Annotated in this window: 15 protein-coding genes; 10 read left to right on the forward strand and 5 right to left on the reverse strand. The window is 33.0% G+C overall.

The window, feature by feature from the left end; translation table 11 throughout:
* Positions 1-30: 30 nt before the first annotated feature.
* A complete protein-coding gene (gene tnpA, locus P2W65_RS20715; protein ID WP_289660774.1) occupies positions 31-492 on the reverse strand; it encodes an IS200/IS605 family transposase in 462 nt (153 codons plus the stop codon).
* A 420-nt stretch (positions 493-912) separates the two neighbouring features.
* Here tnpA and P2W65_RS20720 point away from each other — a divergent pair, with 420 nt between their 5' ends.
* The 3 genes from P2W65_RS20720 to P2W65_RS20730 are packed head-to-tail and all read left to right on the forward strand — an operon-like array spanning position 913 to position 2,141.
* A complete protein-coding gene (locus P2W65_RS20720; protein WP_289660777.1) occupies positions 913-1,416 on the forward strand; it encodes a hypothetical protein in 504 nt (167 codons plus the stop codon).
* A 23-nt stretch (positions 1,417-1,439) separates the two neighbouring features.
* Positions 1,440-1,832, forward strand: coding sequence for a hypothetical protein (locus P2W65_RS20725; protein ID WP_179005667.1), 393 nt, complete (start codon positions 1,440-1,442; stop codon positions 1,830-1,832).
* A 30-nt stretch (positions 1,833-1,862) separates the two neighbouring features.
* On the forward strand, positions 1,863-2,141 hold the full coding sequence (locus tag P2W65_RS20730; RefSeq protein ID WP_246611293.1) for a PrgI family protein: 279 nt from the start codon (positions 1,863-1,865) through the stop codon (positions 2,139-2,141).
* A gap of 62 nt (positions 2,142-2,203) precedes the next feature.
* On the opposite strand, the gene P2W65_RS20735 is transcribed toward P2W65_RS20730, so the two are convergent.
* From P2W65_RS20735 to P2W65_RS20745, 3 genes are all read right to left on the reverse strand, one after another.
* Entirely contained in the window at positions 2,204-2,572 is a 369-nt protein-coding gene (locus P2W65_RS20735) for a SpoIIAA family protein (RefSeq protein WP_179005665.1), read from the reverse strand.
* Between the two features lie 312 nt (positions 2,573-2,884).
* The gene (locus P2W65_RS20740; protein WP_289660783.1) at positions 2,885-4,810 is read right to left on the reverse strand and encodes a metallophosphoesterase family protein; all 1,926 of its coding nucleotides are present in this window, start codon (positions 4,808-4,810) and stop codon (positions 2,885-2,887) included.
* 329 nt (positions 4,811-5,139) lie between these two features.
* Positions 5,140-5,778 carry an HAD family hydrolase gene (locus P2W65_RS20745; protein WP_289660785.1) on the reverse strand — a complete coding sequence of 213 codons (639 nt, stop codon included), beginning with the start codon at positions 5,776-5,778 and terminating at the stop codon, positions 5,140-5,142.
* A 212-nt stretch (positions 5,779-5,990) separates the two neighbouring features.
* Between P2W65_RS20745 and P2W65_RS20750 the strand changes: the two genes are divergently transcribed.
* Entirely contained in the window at positions 5,991-7,160 is a 1,170-nt protein-coding gene (locus tag P2W65_RS20750) for a BT3233 family polysaccharide utilization protein (RefSeq protein WP_289660787.1), read from the forward strand.
* Positions 7,161-7,341: 181 nt separating this feature from the next.
* Here P2W65_RS20750 and P2W65_RS20755 read toward each other — a convergent pair whose 3' ends face one another.
* Positions 7,342-8,379, reverse strand: coding sequence for a LacI family DNA-binding transcriptional regulator (locus P2W65_RS20755; RefSeq protein ID WP_353511560.1), 1,038 nt, complete (start codon positions 8,377-8,379; stop codon positions 7,342-7,344).
* A gap of 203 nt (positions 8,380-8,582) precedes the next feature.
* Between P2W65_RS20755 and P2W65_RS20760 the strand changes: the two genes are divergently transcribed.
* From P2W65_RS20760 to P2W65_RS20785, 6 genes are all read left to right on the forward strand, one after another.
* Positions 8,583-9,032, forward strand: a complete 450-nt coding sequence (locus tag P2W65_RS20760; protein ID WP_179005658.1) for a NanQ anomerase/TabA/YiaL family protein — start codon at positions 8,583-8,585, stop codon at positions 9,030-9,032.
* Between the two features lie 3 nt (positions 9,033-9,035).
* A complete protein-coding gene (locus P2W65_RS20765; RefSeq protein ID WP_289660790.1) occupies positions 9,036-9,698 on the forward strand; it encodes a bifunctional 4-hydroxy-2-oxoglutarate aldolase/2-dehydro-3-deoxy-phosphogluconate aldolase in 663 nt (220 codons plus the stop codon).
* A 29-nt stretch (positions 9,699-9,727) separates the two neighbouring features.
* Entirely contained in the window at positions 9,728-10,540 is an 813-nt protein-coding gene (locus P2W65_RS20770) for an SDR family oxidoreductase (protein WP_289660792.1), read from the forward strand.
* Positions 10,541-10,657: 117 nt separating this feature from the next.
* Positions 10,658-11,842, forward strand: a complete 1,185-nt coding sequence (uxuA, locus tag P2W65_RS20775) for a mannonate dehydratase (RefSeq protein ID WP_289660795.1) — start codon at positions 10,658-10,660, stop codon at positions 11,840-11,842.
* 262 nt (positions 11,843-12,104) lie between these two features.
* A complete protein-coding gene (locus P2W65_RS20780; RefSeq protein WP_289660798.1) occupies positions 12,105-13,736 on the forward strand; it encodes a DUF4955 domain-containing protein in 1,632 nt (543 codons plus the stop codon).
* A gap of 242 nt (positions 13,737-13,978) precedes the next feature.
* A complete protein-coding gene (locus P2W65_RS20785; protein WP_289660801.1) occupies positions 13,979-18,070 on the forward strand; it encodes a two-component regulator propeller domain-containing protein in 4,092 nt (1,363 codons plus the stop codon).
* Positions 18,071-18,094 lie beyond the last annotated feature (24 nt).

The following is an 18,094-nucleotide window of genomic DNA, read 5'->3' on the forward strand; positions in this document are numbered from 1 at the left end:
CTGAAATTTATCCCTTAGATATTCTTATAGTTATTGAATTGGCTCTCTAAAAATATATCTATTATCATATTCAATTTCAAAAGCTCTCAATTGTTTTTGATATTCCTCTAAAAATGTTTCTTTTTTATGATGCTCTTCCTGATTTTCTATGTATCGAATAACATTCGATACTTGACTTCTTGAATAGGAAAATGCTCCATATCCCTCCTGCCATGCAAAATTTACACATAACTTTTGCTCTTTAATCCATTTTGTTGTTTCAGATTTTACATTTTGCATAAGAGACGAAATAGACTGTGTTGGTCTCATTCCGATAAATATATGAATATGATCAGACATACTATTTATACACAACATTTTGTGCTGATGTGACTGAATTATACCTGTAATATATTTATGCAATTTATCTTTCCATTCTGGTGCAATTAACGCTTTTCTGTATTTTACTGCGAAAACAAATTGTATATGTAATTGTGTGTACGTATTTGCCATAGGTCTACCGATGAGATGTTCCTAGCGGAACATTTTTTAAACATTTGCTATAAAATTCAAAAAAATCAATAATTCATCTATCTTCCAAAAGACATTAAAATGTCATTTTAAGCCAAAATGAAAATGTTCCATTAGCAGAACCCAATGTCATTAACATGTGAAAAATGTTCCGGTAGGAACATCTCATCGGTAGAACTCAATGTTAATCGCCATTTTATTTCGTCCCATAGGGACGTTTTTGACAATCCGGATTTCGTTTTAATATTTTACGATTTAGCATTCAATATAAAGACATAACGGTAACCAACTGAAAATTATAGAAATACCGAACATATTTCTGTAATACATTTTGGCAATTGCCAATTTAACTTTGTAAAACAGGCATTTTTCTAATCAATATAAACATTAAAAAAAGAAATTATGAAAAATCTAAATAACGAAAATTATGGTCAACACGATCCTGATTTCATAGACCAAAATACTCCCGTAGATTATCAGGCTGATTCTTTTTATGATGAACAAAATTTATTTCAAGGTATAAATGAAGATAACTACGGAGAACAAGATCCTGATATTATGGATCAAAATACTCCTATTGAAAACGAAAACGCTATTTATGAAGAGGATTATGACCAATATCAGTATCAAGAAGAATTTATTGATGACGGAAGGAATGCTTCCAATGATAGTCATCAAAATGAAACTCTAAGAGCAGAAAATATTCCGAATCAGGAAAGGATCATTAATGAAGATGGGCTTATTACAAATGATGGCGAAATAAATCATCATAATGATGATGAAAATTATCCTCCAACTGATTTAAATCAGGAAAATGACGAAGAAAAAGAACGAGATTTGGATAAAGATGAAGAACTGAATGATTTTGATGCTGAACACTATCCCGAAAACCATCCAAGAGAATAAATTAAAGTTCTCTCCCTGCAACTATGGAAATTGTAACACAAATCATTTGGCTTTTTGTTTTAGCTATTCCGATCGCCTGCATAAGCTGGACGGTAACGCATGAAGAAATTTTTAGGGAACCTCATGAATGGTGTGTCAGTCATGCAAAAAATGACAGATTTTTACTATCCAGAAAATTTTTCTATCTTTTAACCTGCGAATATTGTTTCAGCCACTATGTCACAATTGCGTTTTTGATTCTTTGTGATTATAAACTTTTGTTAAATGATTGGAGAGGCTATATTTTGGCAGGGTTTTCTCTGGTTTTTGTAGCAAATGTTTACATGAGTCTTTTTGCTTTACTGCGTCAGGCCATTAAAAAAGAAAAGGTTGAAATCGAAAAAATCGAGAGTGAAACTGAAATCGATAAACAATAATTAAAATAAGTAATAACTAAATAAATTAACATGATGGACAATTTAAATTTCATAGACCCATTATTGCATGGAATCACTCCAGAACCAAGTAAATCTCTTAATCTTTCTGTAAAGCAAATGGTCTTTGCAGGTGTTGGAGCTCTTGTTGCTTCGGCAGTTCTAAAAAAAACGGGACATCCAAAAGCCAGTGCAGTTGTAGGAAGTATTGCCTTGCCGATTTTAGCTTCTGCGTGTTATAAAAAATACAATGAAATTACGAAAGAAAAAATCGATGCTAAATCAAGCAGCGGTATCGAATACAATCATTAATATTCTGTATCATATATAATGAAAGAGCGCCTAAAAAAGCGCTCTTTCTCATTTTTAAGTGTTTAGGAAATATTTCCTTCAACCCAGTTTAATGCTTTATTAAACTCTACTCTTTTATATCCTCTAAACTCGCCTGGAATAATAAAACTGAATCCGTTTGTAAAAGATATGATTTCATCTGTATCAGTTACAATTGCAGCTCTATTCCATTTACCTAGATGTTTCAACCCAAGCAGTGCGTCCTGAAGCCATGCACCGGCAGTGAAATTTTGGATATCAGTATCTAATACTAGTAAAAAGTTAATTTCATTTATTTGTTTTACGAGATGCTCAACAGCAGGAACGACAGCTGTTAAAAAATCGTCTTTTGTTACTTCTGCCAAAGCTCTAAAAGCTACAACATTATCAGTAGTGTCAATTTGATGTATCATATTAAGTACTTTTGAGTTATTTAATTAAGTTTTTTTAAGATTTCAAAAAATGCTTAATCTTATACTCAAATATACTTATTATCAACCACATAGAAATTATATTTAACTATTAGTTTATTATATTATTTCGAGTGAATTAGGTTGCTTTTACCGCAAAGTGCGGAAAAAATTACGCAAAGGTCGCAAGTTTTTTTATCTAAGATTATGCTACATAAAAGTAAAAGTTCGCAAAGCTTTATCTATAAAGCTTTGCGAACTTTTTTATTTGTAAAATTCAACTTAAAAAATTCTTTGCGTGCTTTGCGTAAAATCTTAGCGCTCTTTGCGGTTAATCTCACCAGTATGAAGATTAACTGTAAAATGATCTGCCGGAACTTCATGCATAAATTTTTCTAAGATACTGAAGAACAATTTCATTTGTTTTTGCAAAGGTTTTGAAACATCATCTTTAGTATCTAAAAACAGCTTTGCTAAAACTTTATAAGCCGCTGTTCTTCTTTCCGAAACATCGGCAAAAGCCAATTCATCGGCATTTCTAAAACGATAAAAATCAATTAGAAGATCATTTCCTGTCCAATTAAAATCTTCATTTTTGAGTTTGCTTTGAACTAGAATTTGCTGTGATTTCATTTCAGCTGTTTTCCATTCTTTCTCAAACTGACTTTTATTTTTTAATATAAAATCAAAATCCTGATCGGCTTGTATGTTAGCTAAAACCAGTAAATCTTTAGCAGAAACATTCAAAATAAAATCCTTAAATTCAGTTGGCCAATCATCTTTTAGAAAGCGAAGACGTACTAATTCCTTCAAATGAAAATCGGTAAAATCATGATAATTTTTGGTATTTAGAATATCGATATTCCAAATATCTTTAGAGTTTTGACTTTCTAAAAACTGATATTCCATTTTATACAAATCGAATAGTTCATCATACCTCGGAACATTATCAATTGTAATCGTTTGAATATCGACAACATTATCTTTCTTTAAAGTCAGTAATTTATAAGCTGGAATATAGGCTGCAAGTGATGGAGTCTGAATATTTACTAAAGTATTTCCCTTTTGAGTTGTTCTAACTCCCGTGTCATTAATATGCATGTGACCGCCAAAATGAATCTTCAAACCCGCGTCGGCAAAAACCTGTGCTACTTCTTCTACTGGAACTCGGTTTAACTGCCATTTATTTGGGCCAAGCAATTCTTTTATTTCTGAGGAAGCATCATCATTAAAATCAATCATTGGAAAATGACTAAAAGCAACTAAAGTTTTTCCCTGCTTTTTGGCCTGCGCCGAAATCTCTTCGACCCATTTAATCAAATGTTTTTTATTTGAAAGTACATTATTATAACCCGTACTGGCTTCAGAATAACTTTTAGAATCTTTTGGATCGCCATCCATTTTCTTCGGGATATAAACATTTCCATCAATTGCCATTAACCAAAGTCCTTCAATTGGTTCAACCACATAACTCACATCTGGAACTTGGTAACCAGGCGCTACCTCATACATTCGATTAAATAATTTTGCGCTTTCTGCAGCTTTTTCAAACGAATAATTTTCATTTGTATAATGAGAAAATGGAGTTGCCCAAAATTTATAATTCTTGTTGGGATAAAAACCAAAACCTTTCAGGTTATCTGTAATTCCTAAATAACCCATTTTAGCAATATCGGCTGTTAGGACAACAGGCTGTTCAATTTGTAGATTGGGCGTATACATACCGTCTTTGCTATAAATGGGCTGACTTTTACCTTCTTTACCTAAAAAATCTTCTTTGCCAGATTCTTGCGCAAATGGCCCAACTGGATCGTGATTTCCTGTAGTAATAAAGAATTCTATTCCGTATTTTTTTTGATATTCATCTAAAATCTTTGCCAAACCGCGAACGTGTATGGGCTGGCCATCATCAGTATAATCTCCTGGAAGTGCAACGTATTTTATCTTTCGCTTGGCGATATCTTCCAACGCTGCTAAAAAGGCAAAATAGTTTTCGTTGAATATTCGAGTTGAATGAAGCTGTGAAGACATTGTTCGTACCAAAGAATATTGTCCCGTTTTCGGATTTAAAACGCCTTTATAATCTGAATCTGAGAAACCTCCAAATAAATCCTGAAGATGAACATCGGATAAAAATGCAATTTGTGTTCCGTTTAAGTTTTTTATTTTTTGTGCAGAAATGCTAAAATTGAAGAAAAGAAAAAAGTATAATATATAAACTGAAATGTATTTTGAATTCATAGGTTTTTAACTTTAATAAAATGGGGACTATTAGAAGTTTTGGGACTTTTAATAAGCAGCAATTTTATCGATTTAATACCTAAATGAGTTTACGATATTGTTATTGAATGATAATGTTTATCGCATTCCTATATTGAAAACTAAATATGCAACATTTTGAATTGTCCCTACAGGACAAACATATCGGTCGTACATTTTTTTTTCTACCGATGAGAAACTCCTAACGGAGTTTACTTTGATGGTCTATAAAAATTAATATTTTTATAGACTCTATTATTCATCCTACAAATTTGTTTCGTTGAATCATTTCAATTTAATCAGAGAAAATACTAATCAATCCCAAGCATGGTGTCTAACTCTTTGTAACTATGAAAAAGAATTGCACCTTCTTGTTTTAAATCTTCATTATTAAATCCATTGGCAAAACCATATACTTTAAATCCGCCGTTTATTCCTGCCTTAACACCTGCAACACTATCTTCTATTACAATGCAGTCTTTCACATCAAATCCCATTTCTTCGGCCGCGTGAAGAAAAATTCCAGGATCGGGTTTCCAGCTTTTAATGACATAGGAACTATAAATTCTGTCTTCAAATCTATCCAGTAAACCAGCAAGTCCAAGATTAAGTCTAATTTTTTCTAATGGCCCGCTTGAAGCTGTACAATACGGTATTTTAAGATTATCGAGAAAATCTACAATTCCTTCCATTGGTTTAGTTTCTTTTTTGAAAGCTTCAAAACTCCTATCTCTATAGTTAGATTCAAAATCTTCCGGAAGTTTTTTCCCTATTCCGTTTTCAATCTGCACAAAACAATCTTTAAGGCTTCGACCGTTAAATAAATGATAGGCTTTTTCCAATTCTAATTGAAATCCGTACTCTTTTGCCATTTCTAGCAATACTCCGTTTCCTATTTTTTCTGTATCTACCAAAACGCCATCACAATCGAAAATAATACATTTAACCATTTTTGTTGATTTTCATTTAATTATAAATTCTACTGAAGTAAAAGTCAGCGAATGTAAATTACAAAAAAATATCTGTTTTCTTTTTTACTCTTTTTTGTTAATTTTCAACATTCCGTACACAATTACTCCTATTCTGTATTCCTATTTATTTTATGATTTGTACTTTTATAAAATCCTATCAAACCGATTTTAAAAAATTAAATTTATAAATTTTGAAGAAGTACTTTTTATTTACCGCGATTCTGGCTGGAACTTTTACTATTCAGTCACAAAACAAAATCATCACAATCAGCAATCCTTTAAAAGTTGACCGAGAATTTGAAACCATAGAATTAACTAAAAAAACGCTGGGATTAGCTTCAGATTCAAAACTTGAAAACTTTATTATAAAAGATTTAAGCAGCAATTCACTTTTAGAAACTCAAACCGTAGATAATGATGGAGACGGAACAATGGATGTTCTTTTATTTCAGCCTAAAATTAAAGCTTCGTCTAAACAGGATTTTGAAGTTTTAGTTGGAACTAATCCGAATGCTTCTCAAACAATCAGCTGTTATTCTCGTTTTGTTCCAGAAAGAACAGATGATTATGCTTGGGAAAACAATAAAGTTGCTTTTAGAACGTATGGCCCAGTTGCTCAAAAAATGGTTGAAGATAATGTTCCCGGCGGTACTTTAACAAGCGGCATTGATGCCTGGCTAAAAAGAGTTGAATATCCAATTATCAACAAATGGTACGATAAAATGACTACTGGAAAAGGTACTTATCATAAAGATACAGGAGAAGGTTTAGACAATTTTCAAGTTGGCCCGAGTCGTGGCGTGGGCGGAATTGCCGTAAATGTAGATGGAAAATATTATTTTTCTAAAAACTTCATCAGCTGGAAAACGATCACAACTGGCCCAATTCGAACTAGTTTTATTTTAACCTATGCAGATTGGGATGCGAAAGGCAATAAAATAACGGAATCAAAACTGATTAGTTTAGATTACGGAAGTCAGCTTTCTCGTTTTGAAATCAATATTACAGGAACTAAAACTGTGGCTGCTGGACTAACTCTTCACGATAAAAAAGGAACTACTGGAACAAACCTAAAAGAAGGATGGTTAAGTTATTGGGAACCAATTGATGATTCTGAAATTGGTTTAGGATTGGTTGCGCCAAAAGGCTCATTACTAAGTTTTGACAATCATGTTACAAATGAAATAGATTTGAGCAACTTGTACGGCAATATAGCAGTTAAAAACAATAAAGCCATTTATTATGTTGGTTTCGGATGGAAAAAAGGAAGTCCGTTTCAAACGAAACAAGAATGGGAAAAATATTTGAGTTCTTTTGCGGAGAAAATTAATAATCCTTTGACTGTAAAAGTGAAAAAGTGATTTTTCTTTTGCCGCAAAGGCACTAAGATACAAAGTTTTTTTTATTCTTTAATTGTAAACATAGCCCGTGGTTTCAACCACGGGAAACGTATTGTGGTTATGCATTGTGTTCCCGTGGTTGAAACCACGAGCTATAATTGAAAATGATCAACTCTAAAAGGGTTATTTCTAAAATCTACAATCAAACAGTTTTCCTCGCAGGAAAATAATTCTCCTTCAAAATAATTTCCAGCGGAATGTAATGGGTATGTTCCGTTTCTTCCTGAAGAACCAATTTCTTATACAAATAATTGATTCCCATATATCCTTGGTCTTCGGGCCTTTGGTTGATTAAAAAATCAATTACGCCTTTATTGAGATATTCAATATTTTCTTTCAATAAATCATAACCAATGATTCGGACACCTTTTATATTGTTTCTGTATAAAAATTCCGCAACAATATAAGCTCTCGAATTGGGAACAAATACGCTGTTGATGCCAGCAAACATATCTAAACTCAATTGATCTATTTTGGAATCTTTTAAAGTAACTTCCGAAAATTTAAAATTCGTCAGTTCGTTATGATCTTTAAAATAAGAATAGAAACCATCAATTCGCTGTAAATAAACCGAAGTACTTTCTATTTCTCTTGTAATTTTAAAAATCAAAACCTGTCTTTCATTTTTTACAGCAAAACTGATTAACCTTCCTGCTAAATAACCACTCTGAAAAGCATTCTGCCCCACATAAGCATGCTGATTTCCTTCAGAAATATCAGAATCGATCATGACAACTGGAATGTTTCTCTTTTGATATTCATTTAAAAACTCAACCGAATCCTGATAAAATATCGGTGCAAATAACAAACCATCGCAATCAAACTGCATTACTTTATGTACGGTTTCTTTGAAAGATATTAGATTATAATCGTAGAAAAAATAATCCAAAACGATTCCGAATTTACTAAACTCAATAGCTGCTTTTTCAATACCATCAACCTGACTTTTCCAATACTCTAAAGTTTCCGACTTCGGAAGAAAAACAGCAAAATGAAATTTTTTATTTAAAGCCAGATTACTTGCCAATATATTTCGTTTATACCCAAATTCATCAATTATCGCATTGACCTTATCAACGGTCTCCTGCGCTACTTGTCCGCGTTTGTGTATGATTCTGTCAACCGTTCCCGGAGAGACATTCGCTAATTCGGCAATTTTTTTGATTGTTATGATATTGATTCTTTTTAAGTTAAAAAAATAAACGCAGTGCGGTAAAACTAATTTATTTTATCAAAAATAAGTTGTTTTACAATGCATTTTACATACATTTGTAAAATACCGTGTACGCACACGGCAAATATACACATAACATTAAAAAAACAATTCTTTTTTTCTGTTATCTATTGAAAACTAACTATTAAAACCAAAAAAATCTATAAAAAATGATAGTAGATTCATTACATAATGCTGCAAAATATTACAGCCTTCATCCTAATTTTCAAAAGGCATTTGATTATGTAAATCAAAATGACATTGCCAATCTTGAAGAAGGAGCATTTGAAATTGGCGAGGGCTTAAAACTAATTGTAATTGTCGGACAAGGAAATACTAAGGAAGAAGCTGTAAAAGGTTTTGAATGTCATGATCAAAATATTGACATTCAGATTTCGATTAAAGGCCCTGAAACTTTTGCATGGAAACCGAGAGAAAAATGTGTAAATCCAAACGGCGATTACAGTGACGAAAGAGATGTTCGTTTTTTTCATGATGCTCCAGATACGTTTTTTCAATTGCAGGAAAAACAATTTGCCATTTTATTTCCTGAAGATGTTCACACAGCAATGATTGGCGAAGGATTATTGAAGAAAATTGTAATTAAAGTAAAAATATAAGGAATGAGTACTATTGAAAATGCGATAGAAGTTATTGTAAAACAAGGAATGCTTCCTTTATATTTTAATGCTGATGAAAATAAAAGTGTTGCGATTTTAAAAACACTTTATAATTCAGGAATTCGAGCGGTGGAATATACTAGTCGTGGCCCTGAAGCTATTTCAAATTTCAATAAATTAATTGAAGTTCGAAATACAGAATTACCAGGAATGCTTTTAGGAATTGGCACCATCAAAAACTTAGCTCAGGCAGAAACGTATTATTTAGCAGGCGCCGATTTTTTTATTAGTCCAGGTTTTGTTCCTGAAGTGGCTTCGTTTTTAATTGGTAAAGAAGTTTTGTATGCGCCAGGCTGTATGACTCCCACAGAAATTATTGCAGCTGAAAATGCAGGAGTAAAATTCATCAAGCTTTTTCCTGGAAATATTTTAGGCCCAGATTTTATGAGTGGGATTAAAGACGTATTCCCAGAATTAATTTTTATGCCAACTGGAGGCGTTGACACCACTATCCAAAGTATTGAAACTTGGTTTAATGCTGGTGTTTCTGCTGTTGGAATGGGAAGCAAACTAATCAGTAAAAAAGTAATGCAAGAGGAAGCTTATGATACAATCGAAGAAGAAACGAAAAGAGTTTTGGAATTGATTGAAAGTATCAGAAAGTAGAATTTCAAAATATAAATTATAAAAATAACATGGATTCAATATTTAATTTAAAAGGAAAAATTGCTTTAATAACAGGCGGTGCCGGAGTACTGGGAAGCAGATTTGCAGATGTATTGGCACAGCAAGGTGTTATTGTGGGAATTGTTTCTCAATCATTAGAAAAAGCAGAAAATACAGTTAAAAACATTGAAGCAAATGGAGGACAGGCATTTGCTGTTCAAGCCAATGTTTTAAACAAAGAAGAATTAGAAAAAGTAAAAGACTTAATTGTAGAGAAATACGGTCGTTTGGATATTTTAATCAATGCTGCTGGAGGAAATATGCCTGGTGCAACAATTCAGCCCGATCAAGCAATTTATGATATGAAAAGCGACGATTTACAAAAAGTAGTCGATTTGAATATTATTGGAACTATGCTTCCGACTCAGGTTTTTGCGGAGCTTTTTGCAAAACAGAAATCAGGAAACATCATTAACATTTCATCTGCATCGGCACAAAGACCTTTAACTAGAGTTGTGGGATATTCAGCTTCAAAAGCAGCGATTGACAACTTTACACAATGGATGGCGGTTGAACTAGCGCAAAAATATGGAGAAGGACTTCGTGTAAATGCAATCTCGCCTGGGTTCTTCATTGGAGAACAAAATCGTGCTTTGTTATTGACTCCAGAAGGAAAATTAACTCCAAGAGGCGAAAAAATCATCGATCATACACCAATGGGAAGATTTGGAAGTCCAGAAGATATTGACGGAGCACTTTTATTTTTATGCAGTGACATGTCAAAATTCGTAACAGGAACTATCTTAAAAGTAGATGGCGGATTTGCTGCAACGAGCATTTAAGATTTCTCAAACTACTGCAAGGTTTTCAAAACCTAGTAGATATAATTTTTAATTTATAATAATCTATAATAAACCTACAAGGTTTTGAAAACCTTGCAGGAACTAAAAACATAAAACATGGAACAAACATTAAGATGGTTCGGGCCAAATGATCCTGTTTCTTTACAAGATATCAAACAAACCGGAGCAACCGGAATTGTTACGGCTTTACACCATATTCCAAATGGAGAAGTTTGGAGCATTGACGAAATCATTAAACGTAAAGTTGAAATCGAACATGAAGACGGTGATCCTAAAAAAGGAGCTTCAGGACTAACCTGGTCGGTTGTGGAGAGTATTCCGGTTCACGAAGACATTAAAAAACAAACTGGAAATTACCTGCAATACATTGAAAATTATAAAGAAAGTATTCGTAATCTGGCTTTGTGTGGGATTAAATGTGTGTGTTATAATTTTATGCCGGTTTTAGATTGGTCAAGAACTGATTTATCTTATACAGTAGAAGACGGCTCAAAAGCTTTACGTTTTGATATCAACGCTTTTGCTGCTTTTGAATTGTTTATTTTGAAAAGACCTGGAGCAGAAAAAGAATATTCAGCAGAACAGACTCAAAAAGCAAAAAGCTATTTTGAAGCTATGACAGCCGAAGATAAAGTAAAATTACAGCAAAATATCTTAGCTGGACTTCCAGGTGCTGAAGAAGCTTATAGTGTTGAAGATTTTCTTGTAACTTTAAGTGCTTACAATCATATTGACAGACAAGCTTTGAAGGATAATCTTTTCTTCTTTTTAAAAGAAATTATTCCAGTTGCAGAAAGTAAAGGCGTTTTGATGGCTATTCATCCAGACGATCCTCCCTACCCGATTTTAGGTTTACCAAGAGTAGTAAGCACAGAAGAAGATTTGATTGAATTGATGAACGCTGCTCCTTCTCAATCCAACGGATTTACGATGTGTACAGGTTCTTACGGCGTAAGAGCTGATAATGATTTACCAGGAATGGTACGACGCCATGGCGATAAAATGAATTTTATTCACTTAAGAAGCACACAGCGTGACGAAGAAGGAAGTTTCTACGAAGCTAACCATTTGGAAGGAAATGTTGATATGTACGAAGTTGTAAAAGCAATTTTAGAAGTTGAAAAAAGAAACAACAGCACGTTGCCAATGCGTCCCGATCACGGACACCAAATGCTGGATGATTTAAAGAAAAAAACAAATCCAGGTTACTCTGCAATTGGCCGTTTAAGAGGTCTAGCAGAACTACGTGGACTTGAAATAGGGATTAAACGATCTTTATAATTGGTTTTGCCACTAAGGCACTAAGACACAAAGATTTTTTAGGCTTATGCTTTAGTCTCGCAAAGTCGCAGAGTCACAAAGTTTTCTAGATTTTCGAAATCAACATAGCCTGTGGTTTCAACCACAGGGACAAAAAGTATATAAATACCACCGTTCCCGTGGTTGAAACCACGGGCTATATTAAAAAAAAAGAAAAACTTTGCGCCTTAGTGCCTTAGTGGCAAATCAAAAAAAAAACTTACTAACCACAACCACAAAAACCATGATTCGCCAAGCCATTATTGTCTCCTGTGGCTTTTTTATGAATACCATATTGGCGCAGGAATTACCTAAAATTATTACTTCAAAAACAAACTATCTTCCTGATTTTAGTTATGCAGGTTATCGCTTCGGCGAAAGCCCGATTCCTGAAGTCAATGGAAAAGTTATCAATGCAGCCGATTTTGGCGTCAAAGCCGATGATCAGCTTGACGACTCAAAAGCATTATTAAAAGCTTTCAAAGCGGCTAATGCTGTTGATGGAAATGTCATTTTGCAATTACCAAAAGGAAAAATTATCCTTAGTGATATTCTCTACATCGAAAGAAGCAATTTTGTGCTTCGAGGCGCAGGTTCTGATGAAAACGGAACAGAAATCTATTGCCCAAGACCCATGATGTATCTTAAAGATCCTGAGTCTTTAGCAGAACTTCGCGAATATTTAACCACTTTTGACAAAAGACAGCGTGAGTCCGAAAATAATATCGATTTGCCTTTTTCTCAATATGCTTGGTCTGGCGGTTTTATCTGGACACAAGTTCCAGGCGAACGCGTCAAATCTTATTTAGATAAATATGAACCTGAATCTAAAGTTTTAGCAAAGGTCAGTTCTGGAAAAATGGGAGAATTTACCATCAATGTTTCTTATGTAAAAAATCTAAAAGTTGGAGATATTGTCGAATTACAGTTGTTTAATAAAGACGGCGAAAATGGCGAAATTATTAAAGATTTATACCAAGGTGCTAAAGTAAAACCAGGATCACATCACTGGCAGTTTCCTAAACTTCCTATTGTCAGACAGCAGGTTGAAATTGCTAAGATTTCTGGATCAAAAATTACGCTTAAAACTCCTTTGACCATTTCAATCAAACCCGCTTATCAGGCACAATTGGTGGAATGGAAACATTTAAACGAAGTCGGAATTGAACATCTTCGTTTTACCTTTCCTGGTATTCCTAGAATTGCACACCATGTGGAACCAGGAAATAATGGGATTTTTTTGACCCGTTTGTTCAACAGCTGGGTTAAAGATGTGAAAATAACTAACGCTGACAGCGGCATTTTAGCCGAAGAAGTTTCAAATGTAACCATCCAAGATATTACAACCGATGGATCACATTTAGCACATTATACTGTAACTTTAGGCGGTGTTCACAATGTGTTGGTCAAAAACCTAAAAATCTATAATAAGACGGTGCATCCGTTAAGTTTCAACACTTTTGCAACAAAAAATGTATATCAAAATTGTGAGATTTTTGCAGATCCGCTTTTAGACCAGCATTCAGGTGCTAATCATCAAAATTTATTTGACAATATTACTGTTCATATTACTCCAGATAAAAATAAGAGTTATTTGTTGTTTGGCGGTGGCGGCGCTGAATACTGGAAACCTTCACACGGGCCTTTCAGTACATTTTGGAATTTAAATGTTCAGGTTACAGATCCAGATATATCAAAACCTGTCTTGTTATACGGAATGAAAGATGGCGCTTTTGCCAGAATTATTGGCGTACATGGAAACACAAAATTTGAAATCAAATACGATGTTGATCCTTATATTGAATTTTTGAATACACCAATTGATAAAATTTCATCTCTTTACGATTATCAATTAAAAAAACGCTTAAAAAAATAATTTAAACACATAGAAACATAGATCTCAAAAGCTTTAAAAAAGGCGTTTCACTTGTATCAATAAACATAGATCTTGCGTAAACTATGTTTTAAAAAACTAGTTTTTTTTCAATTTCCTTCTGTAAAAGAAAAAATCTATGTTTCTATGTGTTTAAAAATTCAGCCGCATTTAATTAATCTCGAAAAGATTAAAAGAATTCACACCTTTGTGTCTTTGCTACTTTGCACCTAAAAATAAACGCTATGAAATACAAAATAGCTTTTCTCACAATTGTATTTGTTTTCGGAAATTTATTTTCCCAAAATAAATACCGCCTTAAAAATATCTCTACAACCGACGGACTTTCACAGAGTTCTGTTATTGCCATTCATCAGGATAGATTTGGGCAGATGTGGTTTGGTACGCGTGATGGCCTCAACAAATATGATGGCAGCCGATTCACAATTTACAGAAACGATGTCAACGATAAATTCTCCATCAGCAACAATGATATTTTGGCCATCGAAGAAGACAATTCAGGAAAAATATGGATTGGAACTTACAATGGATTAAACTGTTACGATCCTGTTTCAAATAAATTTACGAGATATCTTCATACCAAAACCAATCATACTATAAGTAATAATGCGGTTTGGAGTATCCGAGAAATTGGTGGAGAAATGTGGTTTGGAACTTCCAAAGGACTAACGGTTTACAATAAAAAATCGCGGGCATTTAGTTCTGTTTTTCATTCTGAGGAAGATGCTTCAACTCTTCCAAGCAATAATATTCTGAGTATTTTAAAAACCAAAAAAGGTAAAATCTGGATTGGCACTACAAAGGGTTTATGTCAGCTTATAAGCAGAAAAGATGGAAAATTTGTATTCAAAAATTATCCGCTCAATACCACTGATTTATTAAATGTTCAATCGGTTATCGAAGATCAAAATGGAGATTTATGGGTAGGAACAAAAAACAAAGGGCTTTTAAAATTCGACCTAAAACAAAAAACTTATGTTTCTTTTTTAGAGGCCACTAAATACCGTGAAATTAATACGGATATTAGATCCTTAGTGATTGACCATCTAGGTTCGTTATGGGTTGGTACTTATGACGGAATTTACATTTTAGGAAAAGATAAAAGTCTGCAGAAAATCAATAATAACAATAACAGCATTGGGATCGACAAAGTAAAATCGGTTTTTATGGATAAAAAAGGCTCTATCTGGATTGGTTGTTATTACAAAGGCGTTAATCTTTGGGATGTATCGAACGTCAATTTCTCTAACTATAATCAGAATTCAAAAAAGATTCCTATGAGTTTTGATGTAGTGAGTTCTATTATTACTGATAAAAACGAGAATATTTATTTTGGAACCGAAGGCGGTGGTATTACAATTTTCAATAAAAATACAGAGTCAGTAAGCTACATAAACAGTAAAACAGGACAAACTAACAAAAATGATATCAAAGCAATGTGCTTTTCTGACAATCATATTTTGTGGATTGGAACTTTTTCTAAGGGATTATCTGCTTATAATACTATTACAAAAAGAATTGAAGACAACAGAATTGCTGCCGAATTAAGTGAATTATTAAAAGACAGTGGTGTTTATTCCCTGAAAACTGAAGGTAATATTTTATGGATTGGAACTTTTGGAAAAGGACTAATTTGGTACAACACAACGACAAAAGATTTTAGAATTATTGGAAATGACAATACAAAACCAGTCTTTTTGACCAATAATATTCTCCGAACCATTTTAGTTGACAAACAAAATTTTCTTTGGGTTGGAACTCAAAACGGACTCAATCGAATTCCATTAAAAAATTTCAATCCGCAAAAATATACGATTCAGCATTTCTTTTATAATCATGCCGCTTTATCTGGCGATGATATCCTGACTTTGTTTCAGGATACTCAAAACAAAATCTGGGTTGGCACTAAAGCAAAAGGATTATTTTATTTTGACGGAAAAAAATTCAATCCCATCAATTTAAAAATTGGAAATACAGTGATCACTTCTATCCATTCGATTTTAGAAGATGATGATCAAAACTTATGGATTAGCACCAATCAAGGAATTATCAAATACGGCACTATTAAAAAAAATGTAGTCATCTACGACCAAAAAGATGGATTGGCAAGCAATGAATTCAATGATAATTCGGCTTTAAAACTGGCTTCAAATCAATTTTACTTTGGAAGTCCATCTGGCGCTACTTTTTTTGATCCTACGAAGATTTCTTTAAACCAATATGCACCACAGGTTCTAATAACAGATTTGAAAATTAAAAACGAAACCATAAATGCAGCTGATAAAACTGGAATTCTAGACAAAAGCATTGGCTTTACTCAAACTATAACCTTGGATTATGATAAGGCCAATTTCTCTATAAATTTTGCACTTCCAAACTACATTCGATCCAAAAACAATCTCTATAGTTATCGCTTAACTGGATTGGAAAACAACTGGACGACAACAAAAAATACCGAAGCTAATTTTGCTATTCAAAATCCAGGAACCTATACTTTCGAAGTTCGAGGCGCAAATAACGATGGTGTTTGGAACAAAACTTCTACAACCTTAACTGTTATTGTAAATCCAGCTCCGTGGCGCAGTATTTGGGCATTCTTACTTTATGGTATTATAATCGGATTAGGATTATATGGTTTAATCTGGATCATGAAATCTAAAGCGCATCTAAAACAAAAACTGGAACTAGAATATCTAGAAACCAAACGAATAGAAGAAAACAACAAACTTAAGCTTGATTTCTTTACTAATATTTCTCACGAATTTAGAACACCTTTAACTTTAATTCTAGGCCCTTTACAACAAATTCTCGCCGATTACAACGGAACGAACGAAATGTATAAAAAGCTTTTGGTTATTGAAGGAAGCGCTAATCATCTTTTGAGTTTGATTAACCGTTTAATGGATTTTAGAAAACTCGAAAATCATCAGGTTACACTGGAATCAGCAAACGGAAATATCGTCAAATTTACCAGAGAAATCTATTTATCTTTTATAGAATATGCCAAAGATGGCGGTTATGACTACACTTTTGAAACTTCAGAAGATGAAATTTTAGTCTACTATGATCGCTATAAATTGGAACGTGTTTTTTATAATCTGATTTCAAACGCTTTTCGATATACTCCAAAAGGTGGGGCGATTAACATTAAAATCAGTCATGACAACGAAAATCTTTTTATTGCAATTGAAGATTCTGGAGTTGGAATTGACGAGGAACATATCGATAAAATTTTTGATTTGTTTTTTGAAGTTCCAACGCATAATCAAGTTCAGAAGAATTATAATAAAGGAACAGGAATTGGACTCTCCATTGTAAAAAATATTGTAAAATTACATAAAGGGTCTATTGATGTAACCAATAAGCCAACTGGAGGCGTTATTTTTAAAGTAACTCTTCCGCTTGGACGCGAACATTTATCAGAAAGCGAAATTATTACTGATTTTAAAATCAGCGATGATATCGAACAATACAAAGCTCAGTTAGAACCTTCTGAAATTGTTGAAAGTGAAGATATCGAAGATTTAATTGTCAACGAAGAAAAACAGACGATTTTAATTGTTGAAGACCATAAAGTGCTGAGAAAGTTCATGAAAAATCTTCTCAAAAAAGATTACAATATTATGGAAGCCGAAAACGGAAAAATTGCCTTTGAAAAAGCTTTAAAATATGTTCCGAATTTGATTATCAGCGACGTAATAATGCCCGAAATGGTAGGAACTGAGTTGTGTTCGAAGATAAAAGAGAATTTAAAAACCAGCCATATTCCTGTAATTCTTTTAACTTCGAGATCTTCGTTAGTATATAAATTTGAAGGATTAGAAAGTGGTGCCGATGATTACATAAGCAAACCATTCAATTTAATGGAATTCAGGCTTCGTGTCAAAAATTTACTGAACACAACTGAACGCTTAAAAATCAAATTTTCAAGCGAAGACAGTTTTATTCCATCAGAAATTACAGTTTCTTCTTTAGATGAAGAACTATTGAAAAAAGCGTTTAAAATTGTCGAAGATAATATTTCAAACGAACAATTTGATATTCCATTTTTCTGTTCCGAATTAGGCGTAAGCCGAACCATGTTATTTTTAAAAATTAAAGCTTGGACGAATTGCACGCCAAATGAATTTATTCATGAAATTAGATTGAAACGTGCGGCACAATTATTAGAACAAAATAAATTGACTGTTTCTGAAATCAGTTATAAAGTTGGTTTTAACAACCCGAAATATTTCAGCAAATGCTTTCAGAAAAAATACGGAGAAACACCGTCTCAATACGCAGATAAATTTTATAAATCTTCGTCTGTATTTTAATAAATCTACATTTTTAAAGGCTTA

Source organism: Flavobacterium panacagri (assembly GCF_030378165.1).
In the GTDB taxonomy this organism is placed as follows: domain Bacteria; phylum Bacteroidota; class Bacteroidia; order Flavobacteriales; family Flavobacteriaceae; genus Flavobacterium; species Flavobacterium panacagri.